We start from the raw sequence: 20,901 nt of genomic DNA, 5'->3' as shown, positions 1-20,901 counted from the left end.
TAACTTCCTACTCATTTTAGTGTGATTGCTTCGTTCCTCGCAATGACAGGGTGGTTATCTTTTTGACTAATTCAATTCTTTTATCATCGCATTCAATTGCTCGGTAATGCTTTGTAATTCGCTTAAAGCTTCCTTGGCAATATCAATCGGCTCGCCTAAATCATCACTATTCGTCAACGTATTATCAGCAATTAAACCTAAATCAAGGCTGTAGTTTTTGCTTGAAATTTCGGCACGTGAAATGCAGTTCCAGCGTTCGTCTTTTATCGTTTTACGTTTGTCATCAGACACCAAACCATCATAATCCTTTTCTACTTTATCAAAAGGAATTCCTCCTGTGTAAGCCAAAACAAAATCTTCAAAGGCTTTCTCTGTAAATGGGGTGCGCTTTCCGTAACTAGGTGCATTGGTACGCATGTCATAAAACCAAACGTTCTTAGTATTGTTAGTTTCGGTTTTTTCACGGGTAAAAAAGAGTACGTTGGTTTTTACACCTGCAGCATAAAAAATCCCAGTAGGCAAACGCAAAATAGTATGCAAGTTGCATTTGTCCATCAAATCACGGCGTATTTTTTGTCCGTCACCGTCTTCAAAAAGTACATTATCGGGCAAGACTACTGCTGCTCTGGCTTTCCCGTCTTTCTTTAAACTACGGTATATGTGTTGCAAAAAGTTCAATTGCTTATTGCTGGTAGGAAAAGTAAAATCATCACGGCTTGGGCGTTCTCCACCTTGTTTGGTACCAAATGGAGGATTTGCTAACACTCCATCAAAACCGTTGAGGGTTTTACCAAATTCGGTCAAGGTATCCCCTAGATGTATGGTACTTTCCATTCCGTGCAAACGGGCATTCATCAATGCCAATCGGTGCGCATCAGGTACGAGTTCTACACCTGAGAAGGCTTCGTTTACTTGAAATTGTCTTTCTTTTTCGGTTAGATCGTAATAGTTATCGTTTTTGCTACGTAAATAATGATCTGCTGAAATCATAAAACCAAAAGTACCACAAGCTGGATCTGTCCAACGTTCTCCAATCTTTGGCACCATCAAATCAACCATAATATTAATCAATGGTCGTGGGGTAAAGTATTGTCCTGCGCCACTTTTCTTTTCACCTGCATTTTTCTCTAATAGGCTTTCGTAAATATCACCCATGACATCACGATCGTCCTCTTCGTACCAATCCAGTTTATCAATAGCAACAACAAGCGAATTAAAGTTGACAGGCTTGCGCAAACTCGTTGAAGCATTGCTGTAGATTTCCTTGATGCTTTGGCTTGTAGTCTTATCACTTACAGTGGCTAGAAATTCACGGTAACGTGCAAAAGCTTCGGCATTATCATGTTCGTTTACAAAGTAGCTCCATTGAAACTCTGCTGGAATTTCATGACTAAATCCTTTTACTTCACTTAATTTCAGGAAAAGAATATAAGTCAGCTCATTTAAATATTGGTGGTAGGTTACCCCATCATCACGCAATACATTACAAAGATTCCAGAGTTTATTAGCTATTTCTTGTGCACTCATTGTTTTATTGTCATTGCGAGGAATGAAGCAATCTCATTCCTCAATTAGTATTTAGTGTTTGTCATTGCGAGGAACGAAGCAATCTCACTCCAATGCTCCAGGTTATTTGCTCGTTTTACTTGATCTTGCTAATGTGATTGCTACGCTATCGCTCGCAATGACGAAGTGTAAAAATATTTAAATAGTCATTATATCTTTAATCTCTTCATATAAATCTTTCCAAGTTGGATTCAAAGATCGGATTAATTTATTTTTATCGTCTCTTGAACCCGCTTTTATTTGTTTTTCTCTTGCTATTGCATCGCCTATTTCCTGAAATTGCTCATAGTAAACTAAAATATTCACATTATATCTAGCTGAAAATGATTGCGGATACTTTTTTTCTTTATGCTCTAACATTCTTTTAGGCAAATTTGAAGTAACACCAGTATATACCACGGTTTGATACTTATTTGTAATGATATATACAAATCCTGGTTTCATAGTTGTATTCATGTTAATGCATTGTCATTGCGAGGAACGAAGCAATCTCACTACAGTGTATTGTATTGCATACACCCAACAATTAATTATTATCGTTTATCAAATTGACCACCAATTTGGTTATCATGTCTTTCTCTTCTGATTTGCTTTCGGCAATCATAATAGTAATAGCAACCAAAGCATTATCGGCAATTTTTTTGTTTCCTTCTTGGTTTAATAATTTATTATTCAAGTCTAAAAAGTAAATAAATAATCCTGCTGCAATTCGCTTATTTCCATCAGAAAAAGAGTGGTTTTTTACCACGAAATACAAAAGATTAGCTGCTTTTTCTTCTATTGTGGGTTACAAATCTACTAAATCGAAAGTTTGATAAATAGTTTCTAAAGAACTTTTAAAGGACTGATCTTTTTCATTACCAAATAAATCTCCAGTTTGTTGAAAATCACGCCAAATATGAATTTGCTTAATTGCTTCATCATAAGTCAAGCGCTTTGTTTCGGTAGCGATATAATTCGAATCAATACTTAATTTTTGATGATCATATTTATCTAAAGTTTCTAAAGCATAGGCATATTGCTCTAATACTTTTAAAATTCCTTTGGCTTCGTTTGAGGATAAATTGTCAACATTAGCAGCTTTTGTAGCCAGTTTTAGAGCATGCTGTATTTCGGTGTATTTATAATTGAGTTCTTTTAATCTCTTTTCATTTAGTGCATATCCTTTTACTAAATAGTCCTTTAAGCGTTGGGTTGCCCAAATTCTAAACTTGGTAGCTTTAGCCGAATTCACTCTATACCCCACCGAAATAATCATATCAAGGTTATAAAAATCAACTTTTCTAGTTACTTTTCTGCTTCCTTCTATTTGAACTATTTCCATTTTGGAAATAGTTGCTTCAGGCAACAATTCAGACTCTTTAAGTATATTTTTAATATGCTTATTTATAGCTGGTACTTCTGTTCCAAAAACTTCTGCAATCTGTTTTTGATTTAACCAAACCGTTTCATCTTCAAACTGGACTTCAATTTGAGTATGGTTTCCTTTCGAAGTATAAATTATAATATCACTCATTAGGCTGTAAATAAATTATCATTCAACAAAGCAATCACTTGATCCAGTTCGTTATTAAATATCTTTTGAATACGAGCTAAACCACCTTCTTCTTTAAAGGTTTGGTTGATGAATTCTTTATCAAATATATCTTCATGAAGCAACTGCTTTTCAAAGCGTTCAATCCATTTCAACTGGTGCATATTCCAATCTTTCATTTGCTTTACCTTGGTAATTGCATTTTTAATTCGGTCTTCATGACTTACTAAAACAGTATCTAATGCTAAAGTTCGGATATAAGAAATAATATCGGCTGCTATAACTTGATTTTTGGCATTTTTCCATGCTGCGTTCAAAGTCAATTCATTGTATCCCTCTTGGTCTAATAGTAATTTTAATTCTTTTAATGATTTTCTATCCAATTCAGAAGGCTTGGTGCAAATCGTTTTTAAGGCCAAAATGGTATTGCGATTTTCTTCTATAAAAGTTTTAAAACCTTCAATATAATCTTCTGGTTTCGAAGCTTTCCCGTACCCACGTTCAATACCTATTACTTCATCATGGTGTTCTGAAACCAATTGCATTTTAGGTTGATAGACCTTTTTATCTAAGAAATCCCAAAGACTAGCGTAATTAGCTAATACATTTTTAACATCTGCTCCATCAACACCCAACAGATTTTCGATAAATTCCTCTGGGCTATCCCCTTTGGCATAATACATAAACTGTTCTAGTTGTCCTTCGTTAATCTGTTTCTTTTTGCGTTGTAACTTGGCTACAATCTGCTCCAATTGCTTTTTGGAACGTTCAGGAGTATCTATGAAATCTAATTCTTCTATTAACCTTTGAAAGGATATAGAAGGATTAGAAACAGTTTTCATTTGGGTAAAATCTTCTAAGGCTTCATACACCCGAACAGCATCATAAATCTTAAAAAATTGTTTATTGATTTCAGGACACAAACGAGTGGCTCTACCTAACATTTGTTCAAACAAAATACGAGAACGAACTCTGCGTAAAAACACCAAATTAGTTATTTGAGGGACATCAATTCCTGTGGTCAACAAATCGACAGTCACTACAATATTTGGGAATTTCTCATTTTTGAATCGTTTGGTTAAATTCTCAACATCATAGACATTCCCCGTTAATTTTTGAATAGCCCCTTGCGGTACATCAATACCTATTTCAGCATATTCTTCTTTTAGTAAATCAACAATCAAATCTGCATGAAAATCCCGAACCGCAAAAATTAAGGTTTTTTCATCCCCTTCAGGATCTATATTTTGAACCAGTTCTTTGATTACCGCTCTATTAAAAGGCTCAGTAATCACTAGTTTATTGAATTGTTCAATTTCTACTAGTAATTCATCCTCTAATTCAGCTAAGTCTTCAATAGAATTAGTTTCAGGATTAAAAGCCTTTGGCTTTTCCCCTTTCTCCCAAAGAATACCATTTTCGCTCAAATTAGTTTTAATAATATAAGGTGGCTCATGATCTGTCAAAAAACCATCAATAACTGCTTCAGCGATAGGAATAATTATGGACGGGTTTTCCAAAAATTTCTGTAGTGTGTAAAGCAGGTGTAGCAGTTAACCCAATGATATAAGCATTAAAGTATTCTATTACCCTTTTATATTGCCCTACATAATCATTCTCATCTTTAAAGAATAAATCCTCCTCGTTTATTTCTTTGTCTAGATTATAGCCTCTATGTGCTTCGTCAATAATAATACAGTCATAAGCATCAATAGCTAATGTTTCGTTATCCGAATAAAAAAGGCGTTTCACCATGCTTTGAACGGTAGCAAAATGAAGTCTCGTTTCTGTTTCAGGATATACATTTTTCATCTCTTCTATTTTATAAATATTAGAAAAGGTGTTAATGTCTTCTACTTTGTTGTCCTTAAAACTTCCCAATGCCTGTGACGCTAACAAACGCCTATCCGTTAAAAATAAAATACGCTTAAAACGATCCGATTTTATTAAACGATAAGCTAAACCAATAGTTGTTCTCGTTTTTCCTGTTCCTGTAGCCATTACCAAGAGAGATCGTTTATCTTCAGGTTGTTTTATCAGTTTGTTCTCTACTGCTTTGATAGCATCTATTTGATAATAGCGTAATCCTAAACCACTTGGATTTTGTAAATAATCGTATTCACTTTCCTGCAATCTAGTATTGGCTTTTTCAACATCTCTATTAAATTGCTCTATTATTCCTTGGGGAGAGAACCAACCTCTTAAAGCTTTTGATTTGTTTCGGTCATTTCTGATATCTAAAAACCAGATACCACTTTTCGTTTTGATTTGTTCCAAATAATTACGACCATTGGTAGAAAAAAGAAAAGGAACTCTATAACCATTCCAATTGCCTAATAATTTGAAATTATCATGCGATTCAATACGTTCTGCATATATCTTGGATTGCTGTAAATCAGTGGAAATATCGGTAGCAAATTTTTTAGCTTCTACAATTCCGTATAAATCTAATCCAACAAAAAGGGCATAATCAGCCCATTTCCCATTACATGGCCATTCAGCAATTGCTTTGTTTTTTCCTTTTTCAGGTAACGATTTATTCTTTTTGTAGTTAAGCTTTTCCGTTTCACATTCCCAACCAGCATCTCTTAACTGTTCATCAATAATTGCTCTAGTTTCAGCTTCCGTTTTACCTATATTATTGGCATTGGTCAGAGCGCGTTGTTGTCTTTCTATAACCAACTCAGGTGTTGCATTGATTGTAGCCACTTTTGCCTGATAATCGACTACTTGTTTTGATAATCGCTCCAGTTCAGCATTTAATTTGTCTAAACTAACTTTCTGATCATCTTCAGGAAGTTGATATTCTGTAGTTTCAATATAATCATTCTCATAGGTTTCATAAAACCACTTCGCTAATTGAAAACATTTTTTAAGAATATATAAGGCTTCTTGTTTTGAACCGCTTCCATCGTGACTGGCTTTATTTCCAGATTTTCGAATAACATGAAATATATCTTTGACTACGTCAGGAATACAATTTTTATAAAATAACTGGTTGATGCGTTCCACTTGATTTCCATCAAAAGGGACTAAATCTTCAAATTGCCAAATTAGTTGCGCTAATTTCTCAGAAAACAATCGAGACTTAGACAAGGATGAACTAGGATCGATATAAATTAATCGCTCCGATAATTCACTAATAGTGAACAACTCAGGATAATTTATTTCTAGGAATGAGAATGTTGAAGCCATCAATTTAAACTGAATAAATAAGAATTTACATCATTTGTTAGTGATTGCTAATATATTGAAAATAATTAAGTATTTCAGATAGCAATAAAAAATCCAGAATTAAATTGATTTTTATTAATATGAAGATTAAGTTACCGATTTGAAAAAGGTATTTAAAATATTTTTAACTTCTTTTTCTTACGCAGTATAATTTTGCTTCTAAATCACTCAAAAATCAATAAAAAGACCTGAAATTTAGAACAGTTTCATAATTCACAAAACAACAAATAACTACAAATCAATTACTTATCATTTTTTAACTATTATTTCACAGAAATTAGCACCTAAAAACTCTCCAAACTGTGTTAAATTTGTTGGTTAAAAAAGGTTATAAAAAGCACCAAAAAAATTAAATAAATCAATCATATCTTTGTAAAGTACTGATTTAATTGACAATAATAGGGAATGATAACAAGACAAAGAACAAGTGTTGTTTTTTCTTACGAAAAAATGCTAATTTCTGTAAGTTTTTTTAAAAAAATATTCCTTTTATGTACCTGACACCTTTTAATGCATTATAAACAAAGAAAAACTAATTTCTGTATCGGAAAGCAACAACAAAGTTAGAGACTAGAGGTTAGAGATTTGAAGTTCGCGGAAGGGGCTGAATTTAACTAAACCACTATAGACTTGAAGCCTTATAGGGTTAGTTGACAGACTTAAAGTGACTGAGTAAAAAAGAATGTATCGTTTTTATTCGGCTCAAATACACAAAAAATATGAGCTGAATAATTGTTTTAATCAGCTCATTTTGTCTAAAAAAACAACTCTAACTCTTCCCTACAGCTTCATATACTACACTTTTTTGAAACGGCAAAGAATTTCAAAACGGATTATTTCACTGTTATACCAGTAAAAAACAAGTCTAATTATATGTATAAGCATATAATTTCTTCATTTTTGCTACTTTTATATTCAATTGCACATAATTAAACATTTTTAATGATTAGAAAAATAGCTTCCAAATGCTATAAACCTAATTGAAATATAATTTCTAAACGAGGAAAAGAAGACGAATTACATTGAATTAATCAATCAAAGAACCAATATGTTTTTGACGGAATAAAATAAAAAGCTTTTTTTGTACTCCAAATTGTAGTTCTCTATCTAACTTAATCTACTTATAAAAACCCAAAAAAATCCTCCATGACCGTACACGAATTAGTAGGCAGTTATGCCATCGAAGGCAGTAATCAAGACGAGAGCAACAGAATCGCTTATCGTGGTAAACTGCATTTGTCATTGGATGAAAACAACCGCGTGGTTGCTCATTGGTTAATCGGTAAGGATCAAGAGCAATTTGGTCATGGTTTTTTCAAAGACAATATCTTGGTTATTAACTTTTACTATACTGGTGACGAAGAGGTAAAATTCAAAGGAGTGGCGGTTTATCGTTGCATTACCAAAGATATACTCGATGGTTTTTGGTCGGAAAAATATGGAAATCCACTGTATTTAGGAACCGAACGCTGTCTGAGACTACAAACGACAGAAACTCGAAACTGATTTCCGTAACTTTGTTGGTTAATGATTAATTCTTTAGTTTAAAAAAGCACATGCAAAACCGTTATTCAATTGTAATTAGCCCACCAGATGAAATTATTGCGTTAGTGAAATCCATGAAGGAAGCTCTAGCGAAAGAAATAGGTTGGTTTCACAGTAAAAACTCACTGGCACACATTACGATTAACGAATTTATGGCTACTGAAAATGAAATCGAAAACATCAAAAAACAACTTTACAACATTTGCGACGCCATTCAGCCTAAAACGTTTTCCTTAGAACATTTTGACACTTTTCCCAACGGTGCTTTTTTTCTAGCACCTGATGAAGTCTCGAAAACCAACTTGAAATACATTTTCAAACAGATCAATCAGTCCTTCAAAGTAAAAACGCTATTCAAAAACAGCGAACCGCATTTGACAATTGGTCGCCAGTTGAAATCGGAACATATCACCATTGCTTACCGCCTTTTTTCTAATCCGATTGCTATACAATTTGTATGTGATAGCATCGCGTTACGACTTTTCAACCCCATAAAAAAACAGTTTGAAATAATTGACCGTTTTGATTTTAATGATAACCCCAAACCAACTTTAGAACAAGGGCGTCTTTTTTAATATTTAAAAAGAACGACACCAAGACGCTTTTCCTTTTAAACTTTTTCATGAGATAATTATAATAAAGCATTAAAAAACAACCCTATAAACCGACAGACAGGCACCACCAATTTACACAGATATTGTTATTACTTTTAAAGCATAAAATCTGCGTGCCTAAAAAACAAATAAAATCAAAGTACGACTAGTCAAAAAAATATTATTTTTTTTTAATGAAAAAAGGATTCAGAAAAAATCCAAATCCTTTATTTTTTTGCTTTACCGTATTTTTAAAGTTTGTTTATATAACTGCCATAAATATCTCTAAACTGATAACCTGTTGCAATACGGTCTTTACTCAGTTTTCTATATTCTACCATTGCCCAAAGAATAAATTCCTTCATAAACAACTGTTCCTTCTTTGGAAGTTCAGCTTGAAACTTTTGAATCAAAACTTCAAGCGGTACTATACCATTCAGAATGTTTTGATACTCGGAATCAGTACAATCATCGAGTAATTCAAAACCACTTTCTGCAAAAAACCATTCGACCAAATCCGTATAGGTATTTTTCTCATTGGGTTTTTCTAGTTTTTCAATTTTAGGGAAATACTTTGGAAACATGCTGTGAATAGCAGCACCTAACAATCGTTGCGCTACAAATGCCGCTCCCTCCTGCTCTCCTTCGTAAACCAATTCTACCTTACCTGTAATCGCTGGAATCACTCCCATAAAATCGGATAATCGAACTGTTGTTTTAGTTTCATTATTTAGCAATGCCCTGCGTTCGGCTGTACTCAGCAAATTCTCAAAAGCCGTTATACTCATTCGAGCACTTACCCCACTTTTATAATCTACATATTCACTGTCTCGAGCTTCAAAACTAATTTGTTCCAACAAATCCTTAGCCAAGGATGGAACAGTAACTCTAGATTCTTGTGTGGCATCCAGCTTGGCTTCTTGTTCGGTAATTGTTCTTGCAATTTGTATATTCTCTGGATAATGTGTCAATATTTGAGACCCAATACGATCTTTCAAGGGTGTTACGATACTGCCACGATTCGTATAATCTTCAGGGTTTGCAGTGAATATAAATTGAATGTCTAATGGCAAACGCAATTTGAAACCCCGAATCTGAATATCACCTTCTTGCAAAATATTAAACAAAGCTACTTGAATACGGGCTTGTAAATCAGGTAATTCGTTGATTACAAAAATACAGCGGTTCGCCCTTGGAATCATTCCAAAATGAATTACACGATCATCTGCATAAGACAATCTTAAATTAGCCGCTTTGATAGGATCTACGTCACCAATCAAATCGGCCACGGTTACATCAGGAGTCGCTAGTTTTTCTGAAAAACGTTCCTTTCGATGCAACCATGAAATAGGTGTTTCATCTCCTTTTTCGGCAATCAAATCCTGTGCAAATCTGGAAATCGGACAAAAAGGATCATCATTAATCTCCGACCCACTCACATACGGAATGTATTCATCTAGAAGCTCCACCATTTTACGGGCCAATCTCGTTTTGGCCTGCCCACGCAATCCTAAAAAATTGATGTTATGACGGGATAAAATCGCACGTTCCAACTCAGGAATCACCGTGTTTTCAAATCCATGAACCCCTTCAAATGTAGGTTTCCCTGATTGTATTTTGGTAATTAAATTAGCTCTCAATTCGTCCTTGATTAACTTTGATTGATAGTTCGAAGCTTTTAATGCTCCTAATGTTTTTATGTTTTCTATGTTTTCTATGTTTTCTATGTTCATGTTTTTTTTTTTAAGTTGTTAAGCTTTTCTTTAAAATTTTAAATTTGACTTTTGAAATTGAACTTTGATTTTGATTTTTAATTCCAAACTGATTATTAAAAACGGAACACTGCAAACTACTTTACTCGTTTCTTCCTATTGGTTTCATAATCTTCAAAAATCATTTCACCCAGTCCTTTTAAACCAGTATAAAAAGCTTTCCCCTGATTGGCTTCGGTAAATTTATTGACAAACTTTTGCAAATAAGGATCACTTGCAATCATAAAAGTCGTGATAGGAATGTGTAATTTTCTGGCTTGTTGTGCTTGAGTATAACATTTATCAACAATATACTCATCCAGTCCGTTGCTGTTCATGTAATACGAACCGTCACGCTCTCTCACACAACTTGGTTTCCCATCGGTAATCATAAAAATCTGTTTGTTGGTATTGCGTTTTCTACGGAGCATGTCCATGGCTAACTGCAAACCTGCAACAGTATTGGTATGAAAGGGGCCTACTTTTAAATAGGGTAAATCCTTGATAGCAATCGGCCAAGCGTCATTTCCAAAAACCAAAATATCTAAAGTATCTTTTGGATAGCGGGTTGTAATCAACTCTGCTAAAGCCATCGCCACTTTTTTGGCAGGCGTTATACGGTCCTCACCATATAGTATCATACTGTGACTTATATCAATCATCAAGACCGTACTCATTTGCGATTTATGTTGGGTATCCTCTACAACCAAATCGTCTTCTGTCAACCTGAAATCTCCTATGCCATGATGAATTTGAGCGTTACGCAAACTCTCTGTAAGCGAAATTTGCTCTAATGAATCCCCAAAATGAAATTCTCTAAACTCACCTGTATGCTCGTCTCCAGTGCCCGAATGTTTGGTCTTATGATTGCCCGAACCTGAACGCTTTAAGTTTCCAAAAATCTGGTCCAAGGCTTGTTGCCTGATGGCCCGTTCGGTTTTGGCCGTAATACCTAAACCTCCACTTCCATCTTCGCGAACTTCGTCCTTGATATATCCCTTCTTTTTTAAATCTTCGATAAAATCATCAATGGTGTAATTTTCGTCCGTGAGTTTGTATTCTTTATCCAACTCACGCAACCAACTAATGGCCTCATCAAAATCTCCAGATGTATGGGTAATTAACTCTTTGAAAATACCAAAAAGTTTCTCAAAAGGTGACTGTTCAGGTGCCGAATATTGCTTAAAATAAAAACCTTTTTTTATCTCATTTTTCATAATTTTAAAATTACGGCTTTTTAAAGCATCACTCCTACAAACGCTTATTAATTTTAAGTTAAAATCAAATTTTGAGGCAGTCCAAGCAGGCTATCCAATACAAGCATACAGGAACAAGCCTATAAAAATGAGCTTCTCCAGAAGTGTTGGGAGTCACTATTATTAATTAAGTTAAACAAAAATGGCTTCCTCCTTTGTGGGCTTTTCTTCACTATCCTTGACTGAAAACAAAACTGCTATCCTTCAACTTTTTCTTCCATTTTTTTAAAGCTTGGAATGAATATTGTTTTGTATTTTTGAAACAAATTCTAACCATCACAAATGAATAGTTATTTCCTGCATAACGGTACCGAAAGTAGCGGTCCTTTTACAATAGAAGAATTAAAAACTAAAAACATCAAAGGCAATACACCGGTTTGGTGTCAGGGAATGCCTGATTGGACTACCGCGGCTGAGGTAGAAGAATTAAAAAGCTTATTAATGGTTATTCCGCCTCCAATTAAAAATAATCCTACAGTTGTAAAAGAAACTCCGAATCCTACGGTTGTAAAAGAAACTTTTAAAACCAAAAAAAACAAACGTATTTTGGGGTTGAACAAAAGCGTGTTTTATTTTGTTAGTTTTTTTGGGATTTTAATTATTGCTAGTTTTTTCTTGAGTCTTTACCAAGATAATCGACGTGAAGCTTTAGAATTAAAAAATAGGGAAACTGAAAAAAACAACATTCAATATCGTTTGCAGCAAAAAGAAATTGAGGAGCAGAAAATTCAATTGGCCATCCAAGAAAAAATTGAAGCGGACCGTCTTTTAAAAGAGAAAAAAGAAACGATACAGAACAAATTATTCAGCAATCAAGAATTATTGATAGTCGCCAATACCAATTTTGAAGAAGCCAAAAAACAACTAGCGGAAGCTTCTAATTTTCAGTTTTTTAGGTCAGCGGCTGAACGCGAAGAAGAGGTTTATGATGCCCAAAAACAAATATCGTATTGGAAAAAAGAAATTGAGAAAATTGAAAATGAAAATTACCAATTAAAACTAGAACTAGAGCGAATACATTAATACTAAAGTAATTCTAATGTTAGCGGACTTAATGTCTGAAGAATCATAGAGTACATTTTTTAGAAGCGAAATGCATTAAAAAGTATCGTTTTAACTATTTACAGAACCAATAAACTACAAAAATCGTCCATCAACATAATACCAATTTCCCATCTCTTTTTTGAAAGTAGAGAATTCATGATGGATATGTTTTTCACCAGAAGTATCTTGATAATAGGCTCTAAATTCGACCATAGTTTCTGTTGCTTCCACGACTTCTAATTGCAACCACTTATTAGCTTTTGACCATTCTAAGATAGCTTCAATAGCATGATGCTTTCGAGTAGAAAAATGGGTTGTTTCAACCAAATATTCTGCTTGTTGTGTTGCAAAAGCGGTATACCTAGAACGCATTAATTCTTCAGCTGTTGTTGGCTTTTTCGTTCCAATTAAAAAAGGTTCGCAACAATCAACAAATGATTTTCCTGAACAACAATAACAACCGATATTTTCCATTTCTTAAACTTTCAAAAATTAATCTTCAATAGTAGGATTTACTTTCAAAAACAATTGATTCAACAAGACTTGATATTTACTTATTTCGATTAACTCTTCATCCTCTTCAGCAAAATCAAGTAATTCATCTAATTGTTCACTAATCACAATTAATTTATTACCTGCTTCAATTTTATCGTTGACCGCAATCAAATCAATCACTTCTTGCACACTATCCTTTAGTGCCGAAAATTTATTCTTTTCCATAATATCTTATATACTAGTTCTCACTAGGTTTACTTTCGTTATATTTTTTTGTAATCTCTTTCAGCTTTTCTTTTCGTGCAATGACAGCTTGCTTGGCTTTATCTTGCGCTTTGTGCAATTTATCATTGTGTTTTTTGATATTTCTTTCATTATTTCTCCCCATTGCATTTCATTTTGTAATTGTGCTCAAATATAACCAAACTCAACGGAAATCGAAACTATGAGTAAACCATTTCACATTTCATACTACTATTTCATTAAAAAATGAGCGAATTAAATAGACTCCTAAGAAGTAATAGTATTGCCATAGTACATCTTCATATAAAGTGAATTAACGCTAAGTTAAATTTTACAATTGACCATATTAATATCTATTAATCCTTATATTTGCTGTAGAACGAACCACAAAGTTAGAATTTCTTTCTATATTCCTTTGACTTGAACCATACATGAGCTTAGAACAAATAATATCAAAAATTAAAAGTTACTTAAGTAAGCCAAAAATAATAGGCATTGGTGTTTTTTTCTTCTTAAGTCTTATTGTTTCATATGTTGTCTTTCAACAATATTCAATTTTAAAGAAACAAAAACAAGACGAAATGGATAACTATTTAAAAGTTATTCAACAGGACATTGAGAAGTCATTAAAAAATAGTTACACCACTACCCTAACCTTAGCACTCACACTCAATGATCATGGAATTCCAGTAAATTTTGACACTATCGCTAAAAAACTTTTAGCCTCAAATCAAAATATAAATGGAGTACAACTCGTTCCAAATGGTATTATTAAATACGTCTATCCATACGAAGAAAATAAAGCTGCAATTGGCTTAGATATATTAAAGTCTTCTATACACCGAAAAGAAGCCTTAAAATCAATTGTCAGTCAAAAAATGTACTTTGCTGGTCCATTTGATTTGGCTCAAGGAGGCAAGGGAATTGTGGGTAGGTTACCTGTATACAAGAATAATAAATTCTGGGGTTTCTCGGCTGTTGTAATTCGGTTAGAAAAATTGGTTAATTTTTTTGAGCTGAACCCTGCAGACAGTTCAAAATATTATCTGCAACTTTCAAAAAAAGACCCCAACACTTCTAAGGAAATATTCTTCCTAAACGAATCCCATAATTTTTCAAGCCAAAATTATGTTTCAAGTATCATCCCTGATGGCGATTGGAAATTATATTTGATAGAAAAGAATTCATCTCCCTATTTAGACTCACAATTAATCCTTATAGCTATTTTTGGATTGATTATTTCCATACTAATAGGGGTAGTAACTACTTCTATTTTAGACAAACCTGCAAAATTGCGATTGTTAGTGGCAGAGCAAGCTGTTCACTTACTCAATAGTGAACTCAAATTCAAAGCCTTCTTTGAACAAGCTGCTGTGGGAATGGCCAATGTCAAAAAAGAAACAGGAGCGTTTATCGAATTGAATTCTAAATTTTGCCAACTTTTAGGTTACACCGAAGAAGAACTAAAAAGTAAAAGTTTTATGGAAATTACTCATCCAGAAGACTTGAACAAAGATTTAGTGTATTTAGAGAAGCTCAAAAATGGTTTAATTGATAAATATTCATTAGAAAAAAGATATTTCAAGAAAAATGGTGATATAGTATGGGTGAAACTCACCGTTTCTTACCTATTAAAAACGGGTGATGAAGAATCTAGCTATATCTCAATCATTGAAAATATATCCAAGCGTAAAATAGCCGAAAAAAAATCAAAAGAATACCAAAAACGAATTGAATCATTAATTAATACCATAGATGGAATTGTTTGGGAATGTGATGCCGAAACATTAAATTTTACATTTGTCAGCGAAAAAGTAAAAGATATTTTAGGCTTTACTGCCGAAGAATGGCTGGCTACACCAAATTTTTGGCAAAACCAAATCCATCCTGATGATAAAAACCAAGTATTAGGTTTTTGTAGCGAAAAGACAGCTCTAAGCGCAGATCATGATTTCGAATACCGAATTGTAGCAAAAAATGGTGAAACAGTATGGCTAAGAGATATTGTCAATGTGATTTCAGCAAACGGTTCTCCTTCCTTATTGAGAGGTATTATGATTGACATTACTAAAACAAAAGAAATTCAAAACGACCTTAACAACTCTTTCAAATTAGTAACAGAGCAAAATAAAAGGTTATTGAACTTCTCTTATATTGTTTCTCATAATTTGAGGTCACATACGAGTAACATTACTTCACTAACCGATTTAATAGAAACTTCAGAATCTGAAGAAGAAACTGATGAATATGTTTACCTGTTAAAAAAAGTATCCAGTGCATTAAATGAAACCCTAGAAAACTTAAATGAAATAGTAAATATTCAGTCAAATATCAGTTTAGTAACTGAAAAAATAAATGTGAGTCAATATGTAAACAATACTTTAAAAGTGCTTTCGAATAAAATTCAATCACAGGGAGTCAAAATTAAGACTTTGGTTTCTGATGAAATCGAAGTAATTTACAATCCTGCCTATTTAGAAAGCATATTGTACAATTTAATTTCAAATGCCATACGTTACAGACATCCAGAACGAAATCCGGAAGTTTTAATTGCGATGAAAACTGAAAACAACAAAAAAGTTCTTCAAATAACTGATAATGGTATAGGAATTGATTTGGATAAAAACGGTTCCAAAATATTTGGAATGTATAAGACATTTAGCAACAATCCTGACTCAAGAGGCGTTGGTTTATTCATTACGAAAAATCAAATAGACGCTATGGGAGGGAAAATAACTATCGAGAGCGAAGTTAATATTGGAACGACTTTTAAAGTTTACATCTCATGACAAAAAAAACAATTTGGGTAATTGATGACGATCCTATTTACAAAATAATCATGAAGAAAATAATCGATAAGTCTAATCTGTTTTCTTCAATTAAAGTTTTTTCAAATGGAAAAGAAGCCATAATTGCCCTCAATGAATCATTAAACAACAACAATAACATACCTGATCTTATATTGTTAGATATCGAAATGCCTATTATGGACGGTTGGGGATTTATGAAAGAGGTTGCTAAAATAAACCCTGAGCAATTGCGTACAATTTCTATTTATATTTCTAGTTCTTCTATCGCTACTGAGGATAAAGAAAAGGCTAAAAATAATAAATACATTTTAGGTTATATGTCTAAACCTATAAAACTGGAAGATTTAGTTTTAATCAGCAGTAATTAGTACTAACTTTAAAGCAAATTACTTTTTATTTCTTCTAAAGTTTGATCTGTATATACTAATTGTTCAATTATTGTTTTACGTAAAACGTCCAAGTCTTCATAATCAAAATATTTCGCCCAAGAAGTAAGTTGTTGTAAATTTCGAATTTGTTTTATTTTCTTAGTTGTTTCAAAACTTGTACGTAAAACGGCTATACCATCATAAGTTTCAGAATTTTTATGTTGATAATTCACAGTGTTATTTAGGTAATCCACTTCAATGAAATATATTTTCTCCTCCGCATTGTCTGGATAAAATGCGCTCCATTTGGCAAATCCTATTTTTGTTTTTGAAGCAGAAGGGGGATCCATTGGTACTAACCTCCATTTACTATTAGCCAATCGTCCCCAATGATTCGACAACCGAAACATTCCCTCAGGTGTATAATAATACCTACTCCCTGCTTTACTTTGAAACTGAACTGGTAAGCTCGTAATTTCCTGCATCGGAACCTCAGTAAAAACACAAAATGTATTTTTGAAAGAATTGGGACTAGGCTTGAATTTTTTTTCCATGAGCAAATATAATAAGAAGTAACGAAACTTAAAATTAGTCCCTCCAATTGACTAACTTTGTCCACTTATAATAATTCACATCACTAAAAATAAAGAAATGCTACAAAAAGGAATATATACTGGTAAGATTGAGAAAGATGAAAATAACAATTTTTTTTGTGGTGAATACCTATTAGATTACAAGATGGTGATAGCCAAACATGCTGTGGGTGATATGATTACAATAAAGTCAATTATTGAAAATCCAAGCGACATTAGTCACAATAAATACCCTAAAAAATCTAAAAATTTTGACAAAGCCAATAACAAACCAGAACATTCATAAATTGTACTGTAAATTTTAATTTAGAACAGTCTTTTTATTATTTTTTATAAGACTACTTAAAACTTAAAAAAAAGTGTACCTTTGCAAAAAATTGTTGATAATGAAATTAAAAAAATATAATTTCATACTAATAGACAAGCAGTTACCATAATTTATGAAAAAAATAGTTGAATACCGCAAACTACTTAATGTAGATAAAACAGTACAATTAAAAGAGCTTAAAACCATTTATCGCAATGCGATGAAAGATTCACATCCTGATAAGTTTCAAGGTGACGAAGCTGGCCTTAAAGAAGCAGAAGAGAATAGTAAAAAAATCATTGAAGCTTACCACTTTTTAGTAAGTATCAATCCTGAAACTATCAAAGCTAATTTACCTGAATATAACGAAACCATTACTACAGCTACAATAACAGATTATAAATTTGTTGAAGGTAGATTGATCGTTAACTTCTCAAATGGTAGTGTTTATGAATACATTAGTGTTCCTAAAGCAACTTATGTTAAGATGGTGAATGCTGATTCTCCAGGACGTTTTGCTAAAAGACATATTTTCAATGCTTTTCCATATAGAAAAACAATCAATCAAGATTAAGAAAATATCGAAAATAAAGTTCCAAAGCTGTCTGATTATAGACAGCTTTTTTTTATTAAATAATGAAGTTCGTTGTTCTATAAAAAAAACGACCCACCTTAATAAATAAGGTGAATCGTCAAACTAACCAATGAATATTACTTTCCAAAATGTTATTCAAAAAATTATAATAAACTGTATACGACTACAACTTTAAATATTGGATTTTAAACTATTAAAATTACTTTTAAAAACATTTTTTAGTTAGAATGCGTAAACATCAATTGGTTTAATCTATATTGTTATTTTAACATATTATTAACATTTTGAGAATAGTATTGCAATTAAATTTCTAATTTAACTTTACTATAGATAAAATAATTTTGCAAAATTATATCTTTCACAAATAAAAAACTATTTAATGATAATGTCTAATAAAATCAAAACAATTTTAATATTAGGTTCATTGACAGCTCTTGGTCCTTTTTCAATTGACATGTATTTACCTGGATTCTCAGGAATCGCAAAAGACCTGAATACCAGTGTTGCTAAGGTCGCCATGACTTTGTCTAGCTATTTCATCGGAATTTCGATAGGGCAATTATTGTACGGTCCATTACTAGATCGCTATGGTAGGAAAACACCACTATTTGTAGGACTAACTGTTTATATTTTCGCTTCGCTTGGTTGCATTTTTGTCAAAGACATTGATACTTTTATTGTTTTACGTTTTATTCAAGCCGTTGGAAGTTGTGCTGCGGCAGTAACTTCAATTACCATGGTTAGAGATTTATTTCCCGTAAAGGATATACCAAAAGTATTTTCTATGCTGATGCTCGTGGTTGGATTATCGCCTATGCTCGCTCCTACTGTTGGAGGATACGTAACCGCAGGTTTTGGTTGGCAATCTGTATTTTTTATATTAATGTTATTGGGAATAATAATTTTAACGGCTGCACAATTAGGCTTACCAAATTCCTACATACCCGACGAATCTATTTCATTAAAACCCAAGCCAATTATCCTTAATTTCAAAAGCGTATTAAAAGAACCTCAATTTTATACTTATGCATTTACAGGGGCTATTTCTTTTTCTGGACTTTTCACTTATGTAGCGGCCTCCCCTATTCTTTTTATGCATATTTATGAGGTAGACGCCAAAACCTATGGTTGGATTTTTGCCTTTATGTCGGTTAGCTTTATCGGTGCTAGCCAACTTAATGCTGTATTATTGCGAAAGTTTTCAAGTGAGCAAATGGTTCGCACCGCTTTGATAACGCAATCTTTAGTGAGTATACTATTTTTAATTGCAGCATTTAACAGCTTATTAGGTTTATATGAAACCATCGCTTTATTGTTTTTGTTTTTGGGATGTTTAGGAATTTCAAATCCAAATACTGCTGGTCTCACCTTGGCACCATTTACAAAAAATACTGGAAGTGCGTCTGCTTTAATGGGGGCAATTCAATTAGGACTTGGTGCTATAGCTTCTTTTGCAGTAAGTACTTTTGTGACCGATTCCATCTTGCCTATGGCAATGATTATCGCAACAACAACAATAACCGCTTTATTAGTACTTCAAATAGGAAAAAGAACTATTAAAGTGAAAGACTAGCAGGATTCAGAACCTTTTAAGTATCTTCATCAATAAAAAAAGACCAATAATAGGCAGTAGAATGCATTAATTGGTCTTTTTTATATAAACAAAAATATATCATTAAACTTCTGTAACGGTCTTTGGCGTTTTTTTATCCGGTCTGATAATCATTCGTAAAGAATTATCTTTTGAAAAATAGGCTATCATCCAGTTATAGAAAGTTTTGATCTTATTTCGATAAGTGATTAATGATATTAAGTGAATAAACAACCAAATAATCCAAGCAAAAAAACCATTGAAATGCATCTCTGGCTTTGGCAAATCAACTACTGCTTTGTTTTTTCCAATAATAGCCATCGCACCTTTATCATTATAAACAAAAGGAACTTGAGGTTTGTTATTTAATTGTGATTTAATATTTTTAGCCAAATTAATCCCCTGTTGAATCGCTACTTGTGCTACTTGTGGATGTCCGTGTGGAAAACTCTCATCATTAAACTGAATACAAGTATCACCAATAGCATAAATATTTTCAGTACCCTCTATTTTGTTAAATGCATCTGTTTTTAAACGTTTTCCACGTCCGTAACAGTCAGAAGACAAACCTTTAAATTCTCTTGCGGTAACTCCAGCGGCCCAAATTAGATTTTTAGTTTGAATCGTTTCACCGTTTGCAAAATAAACAGTATCGTCTACGTAATCCACTACGTTATTATTTAATTTCACCACAACCCCTAGTTCAGTGATTGCTTTATAGGTGTCATCTTGCGATTTTTTACTCATAGGAGTTAACAAAGCTGGTGCTCCATCTACCAAATAAATGTTACTAGCTGTCGTTGCTAATTCAGGATATTCTTTTAGTAAAATGTTTTTACGCATTTCAGCAAACATCCCTGAAATTTCCACACCAGTAGGTCCCCCGCCTGCAACTACAATCGTTAATAATTTTCGACGTTTACGAATGTCTTTAGTAATTGCCGCTTTTTCTAAGTTTTTTAGTAACGTATTACGCATCACAATCGCATCATTAAGCGTCTTCATAGGAATAGCGTTCTTTTTAACGTTCTCCATTCCAAAGTAACTTGTTTCAGCTCCTGTAGCAAAAATCAATTGATCATAATACAATTCACCATTGCTTAGAATAATTTTGTTTTGAGAAGGAATCACTTCCTGAAATTCTCCTAAACGAAATTGTAAATTCTTTTTACCTGCAAAAAATTTACGAAAAGGATAACTAATACTTGAAGGTTCCAAATAAGCAGTTGCTACTTGGTAAATTAGTGGAGGAAAAAAATTATAATTGTTTTTATCAACTAAAGTTACATGAACCCCGTCTTGATTCAATAACTCTTTGGCAAGATTCATACCTGCAAAACCACCTCCGATGATTACGATTTCCATAAGTTTTCTTT

21 protein-coding genes are annotated in these 20,901 nt (G+C 32.9%); 8 read left to right on the top strand and 13 right to left on the bottom strand.

Features of this window, described 5'->3' with window-relative positions; all coding sequences use genetic code 11:
• Window positions 1-66: 66 nt before the first annotated feature.
• The 6 genes from ACNH59_RS12960 to ACNH59_RS12935 form a co-directional block, all read right to left on the bottom strand.
• Entirely contained in the window at window positions 67-1,527 is a 1,461-nt protein-coding gene (locus ACNH59_RS12960) for an N-6 DNA methylase (protein WP_418262951.1), read from the bottom strand.
• A 177-nt stretch (window positions 1,528-1,704) separates the two neighbouring features.
• On the bottom strand, window positions 1,705-2,010 hold the full coding sequence (locus ACNH59_RS12955) for a GIY-YIG nuclease family protein (RefSeq protein ID WP_418262950.1): 306 nt from the start codon (window positions 2,008-2,010) through the stop codon (window positions 1,705-1,707).
• An 82-nt stretch (window positions 2,011-2,092) separates the two neighbouring features.
• Window positions 2,093-2,347, bottom strand: a complete 255-nt coding sequence (locus ACNH59_RS12950) for a Fic family protein (RefSeq protein ID WP_418264899.1) — start codon at window positions 2,345-2,347, stop codon at window positions 2,093-2,095.
• 6 nt (window positions 2,348-2,353) lie between these two features.
• On the bottom strand, window positions 2,354-3,082 hold the full coding sequence (locus ACNH59_RS12945; protein ID WP_418262949.1) for a virulence RhuM family protein: 729 nt from the start codon (window positions 3,080-3,082) through the stop codon (window positions 2,354-2,356).
• A complete protein-coding gene (locus ACNH59_RS12940; RefSeq protein WP_418262948.1) occupies window positions 3,082-4,620 on the bottom strand; it encodes a type I restriction-modification enzyme R subunit C-terminal domain-containing protein in 1,539 nt (512 codons plus the stop codon). The genes ACNH59_RS12945 and ACNH59_RS12940 overlap by 1 nt, the downstream gene beginning before the upstream one ends.
• Window positions 4,586-6,295: a DEAD/DEAH box helicase family protein gene (locus ACNH59_RS12935; protein ID WP_418262947.1), complete on the bottom strand. Its 1,710-nt coding sequence runs from the start codon at window positions 6,293-6,295 to the stop codon at window positions 4,586-4,588. The genes ACNH59_RS12940 and ACNH59_RS12935 overlap by 35 nt, the downstream gene beginning before the upstream one ends.
• 1,185 nt (window positions 6,296-7,480) lie before the next feature.
• Here ACNH59_RS12935 and ACNH59_RS12930 point away from each other — a divergent pair.
• Together ACNH59_RS12930 and ACNH59_RS12925 are read left to right on the top strand one after the other, a co-directional pair.
• Entirely contained in the window at window positions 7,481-7,840 is a 360-nt protein-coding gene (locus ACNH59_RS12930; RefSeq protein WP_418262946.1) for a hypothetical protein, read from the top strand.
• A gap of 50 nt (window positions 7,841-7,890) precedes the next feature.
• Window positions 7,891-8,454 carry a 2'-5' RNA ligase family protein gene (locus ACNH59_RS12925; RefSeq protein WP_418262945.1) on the top strand — a complete coding sequence of 188 codons (564 nt, stop codon included), beginning with the start codon at window positions 7,891-7,893 and terminating at the stop codon, window positions 8,452-8,454.
• Between the two features lie 269 nt (window positions 8,455-8,723).
• On the opposite strand, the gene ACNH59_RS12920 is transcribed toward ACNH59_RS12925, so the two are convergent.
• Together ACNH59_RS12920 and ACNH59_RS12915 are read right to left on the bottom strand one after the other, a co-directional pair.
• A complete protein-coding gene (locus tag ACNH59_RS12920) occupies window positions 8,724-10,205 on the bottom strand; it encodes a magnesium chelatase (protein ID WP_418262944.1) in 1,482 nt (493 codons plus the stop codon).
• 116 nt (window positions 10,206-10,321) lie between these two features.
• Window positions 10,322-11,440 carry a vWA domain-containing protein gene (locus ACNH59_RS12915; RefSeq protein ID WP_418262943.1) on the bottom strand — a complete coding sequence of 373 codons (1,119 nt, stop codon included), beginning with the start codon at window positions 11,438-11,440 and terminating at the stop codon, window positions 10,322-10,324.
• A gap of 321 nt (window positions 11,441-11,761) precedes the next feature.
• On the opposite strand from ACNH59_RS12915, the gene ACNH59_RS12910 reads away from it, so the two are divergent.
• Complete coding sequence (locus tag ACNH59_RS12910; RefSeq protein WP_418262942.1) at window positions 11,762-12,502, top strand: GYF domain-containing protein; 741 nt, start codon at window positions 11,762-11,764, stop codon at window positions 12,500-12,502.
• Window positions 12,503-12,616: 114 nt separating this feature from the next.
• On the opposite strand, the gene ACNH59_RS12905 is transcribed toward ACNH59_RS12910, so the two are convergent.
• Genes ACNH59_RS12905 through ACNH59_RS12895 form a run of 3 tightly spaced genes read right to left on the bottom strand, consistent with a single transcriptional unit; the run spans window position 12,617 to window position 13,406 of the window.
• Window positions 12,617-12,997, bottom strand: coding sequence for a YchJ family protein (locus ACNH59_RS12905; RefSeq protein WP_418262941.1), 381 nt, complete (start codon window positions 12,995-12,997; stop codon window positions 12,617-12,619).
• Window positions 12,998-13,015: 18 nt separating this feature from the next.
• Window positions 13,016-13,243, bottom strand: a complete 228-nt coding sequence (locus tag ACNH59_RS12900) for a hypothetical protein (RefSeq protein WP_418262940.1) — start codon at window positions 13,241-13,243, stop codon at window positions 13,016-13,018.
• Between the two features lie 13 nt (window positions 13,244-13,256).
• Window positions 13,257-13,406: a hypothetical protein gene (locus ACNH59_RS12895; RefSeq protein ID WP_418262939.1), complete on the bottom strand. Its 150-nt coding sequence runs from the start codon at window positions 13,404-13,406 to the stop codon at window positions 13,257-13,259.
• A 436-nt stretch (window positions 13,407-13,842) separates the two neighbouring features.
• On the opposite strand from ACNH59_RS12895, the gene ACNH59_RS12890 reads away from it, so the two are divergent.
• Complete coding sequence (locus ACNH59_RS12890) at window positions 13,843-16,050, top strand: PAS domain S-box protein (RefSeq protein ID WP_418262938.1); 2,208 nt, start codon at window positions 13,843-13,845, stop codon at window positions 16,048-16,050.
• Window positions 16,047-16,439 carry a response regulator gene (locus tag ACNH59_RS12885; RefSeq protein WP_418262937.1) on the top strand — a complete coding sequence of 131 codons (393 nt, stop codon included), beginning with the start codon at window positions 16,047-16,049 and terminating at the stop codon, window positions 16,437-16,439. Before ACNH59_RS12890 ends, ACNH59_RS12885 begins: the two co-directional genes overlap by 4 nt.
• Window positions 16,440-16,447: 8 nt before the next feature.
• Here the strand turns inward: ACNH59_RS12885 and ACNH59_RS12880 are convergent, their stop codons facing one another.
• Window positions 16,448-16,993: a hypothetical protein gene (locus ACNH59_RS12880; protein ID WP_418262936.1), complete on the bottom strand. Its 546-nt coding sequence runs from the start codon at window positions 16,991-16,993 to the stop codon at window positions 16,448-16,450.
• A gap of 97 nt (window positions 16,994-17,090) precedes the next feature.
• Between ACNH59_RS12880 and ACNH59_RS12875 the strand changes: the two genes are divergently transcribed.
• The 3 genes from ACNH59_RS12875 to ACNH59_RS12865 all read left to right on the top strand — a co-directional run bounded on the left by ACNH59_RS12875 (window position 17,091) and on the right by ACNH59_RS12865 (window position 19,507).
• Window positions 17,091-17,318 carry a hypothetical protein gene (locus tag ACNH59_RS12875; protein WP_418262935.1) on the top strand — a complete coding sequence of 76 codons (228 nt, stop codon included), beginning with the start codon at window positions 17,091-17,093 and terminating at the stop codon, window positions 17,316-17,318.
• Between the two features lie 154 nt (window positions 17,319-17,472).
• Entirely contained in the window at window positions 17,473-17,913 is a 441-nt protein-coding gene (locus ACNH59_RS12870) for a KTSC domain-containing protein (RefSeq protein ID WP_418262934.1), read from the top strand.
• 406 nt (window positions 17,914-18,319) lie between these two features.
• Window positions 18,320-19,507, top strand: coding sequence for a multidrug effflux MFS transporter (locus ACNH59_RS12865; RefSeq protein ID WP_418262933.1), 1,188 nt, complete (start codon window positions 18,320-18,322; stop codon window positions 19,505-19,507).
• Window positions 19,508-19,609: 102 nt separating this feature from the next.
• Here the strand turns inward: ACNH59_RS12865 and ACNH59_RS12860 are convergent, their stop codons facing one another.
• Entirely contained in the window at window positions 19,610-20,890 is a 1,281-nt protein-coding gene (locus tag ACNH59_RS12860) for an NAD(P)/FAD-dependent oxidoreductase (protein ID WP_418262932.1), read from the bottom strand.
• Window positions 20,891-20,901: the final 11 nt, after the last annotated feature.

The sequence above is a fragment of the Flavobacterium faecale genome (genome assembly GCF_048320115.1).
In the GTDB taxonomy this organism is placed as follows: Bacteria; Bacteroidota; Bacteroidia; order Flavobacteriales; family Flavobacteriaceae; genus Flavobacterium; species Flavobacterium faecale_A.
Note: the sequence above shows the minus strand (reverse complement) of the source record. Positions and strands in the feature narration are given on the sequence as shown.

Bases quoted from the DNA above. Each gene is read 5' to 3' on its own strand.
- ACNH59_RS12935 (WP_418262947.1), bottom strand. From the start codon at position 6,295: ATGGCTTCAACATTCTCATTCCTAGAAATAAATTATCCTGAGTTGTTC.
- ACNH59_RS12920 (WP_418262944.1), bottom strand. From the start codon at position 10,205: ATGAACATAGAAAACATAGAAAACATAGAAAACATAAAAACATTAGGA.
- ACNH59_RS12865 (WP_418262933.1), top strand. From the start codon at position 18,320: ATGTCTAATAAAATCAAAACAATTTTAATATTAGGTTCATTGACAGCT.
- ACNH59_RS12900 (WP_418262940.1), bottom strand. From the start codon at position 13,243: ATGGAAAAGAATAAATTTTCGGCACTAAAGGATAGTGTGCAAGAAGTG.
- ACNH59_RS12925 (WP_418262945.1), top strand. From the start codon at position 7,891: ATGCAAAACCGTTATTCAATTGTAATTAGCCCACCAGATGAAATTATT.
- ACNH59_RS12870 (WP_418262934.1), top strand. From the start codon at position 17,473: ATGAAAAAAATAGTTGAATACCGCAAACTACTTAATGTAGATAAAACA.
- ACNH59_RS12890 (WP_418262938.1), top strand. From the start codon at position 13,843: ATGGATAACTATTTAAAAGTTATTCAACAGGACATTGAGAAGTCATTA.
- ACNH59_RS12960 (WP_418262951.1), bottom strand. From the start codon at position 1,527: ATGAGTGCACAAGAAATAGCTAATAAACTCTGGAATCTTTGTAATGTA.
- ACNH59_RS12905 (WP_418262941.1), bottom strand. From the start codon at position 12,997: ATGGAAAATATCGGTTGTTATTGTTGTTCAGGAAAATCATTTGTTGAT.
- ACNH59_RS12860 (WP_418262932.1), bottom strand. From the start codon at position 20,890: ATGGAAATCGTAATCATCGGAGGTGGTTTTGCAGGTATGAATCTTGCC.
- ACNH59_RS12880 (WP_418262936.1), bottom strand. From the start codon at position 16,993: ATGGAAAAAAAATTCAAGCCTAGTCCCAATTCTTTCAAAAATACATTT.
- ACNH59_RS12930 (WP_418262946.1), top strand. From the start codon at position 7,481: ATGACCGTACACGAATTAGTAGGCAGTTATGCCATCGAAGGCAGTAAT.
- ACNH59_RS12945 (WP_418262949.1), bottom strand. From the start codon at position 3,082: ATGAGTGATATTATAATTTATACTTCGAAAGGAAACCATACTCAAATT.
- ACNH59_RS12885 (WP_418262937.1), top strand. From the start codon at position 16,047: ATGACAAAAAAAACAATTTGGGTAATTGATGACGATCCTATTTACAAA.
- ACNH59_RS12895 (WP_418262939.1), bottom strand. From the start codon at position 13,406: ATGGGGAGAAATAATGAAAGAAATATCAAAAAACACAATGATAAATTG.
- ACNH59_RS12955 (WP_418262950.1), bottom strand. From the start codon at position 2,010: ATGAAACCAGGATTTGTATATATCATTACAAATAAGTATCAAACCGTG.
- ACNH59_RS12915 (WP_418262943.1), bottom strand. From the start codon at position 11,440: ATGAAAAATGAGATAAAAAAAGGTTTTTATTTTAAGCAATATTCGGCA.
- ACNH59_RS12910 (WP_418262942.1), top strand. From the start codon at position 11,762: ATGAATAGTTATTTCCTGCATAACGGTACCGAAAGTAGCGGTCCTTTT.
- ACNH59_RS12875 (WP_418262935.1), top strand. From the start codon at position 17,091: ATGCTACAAAAAGGAATATATACTGGTAAGATTGAGAAAGATGAAAAT.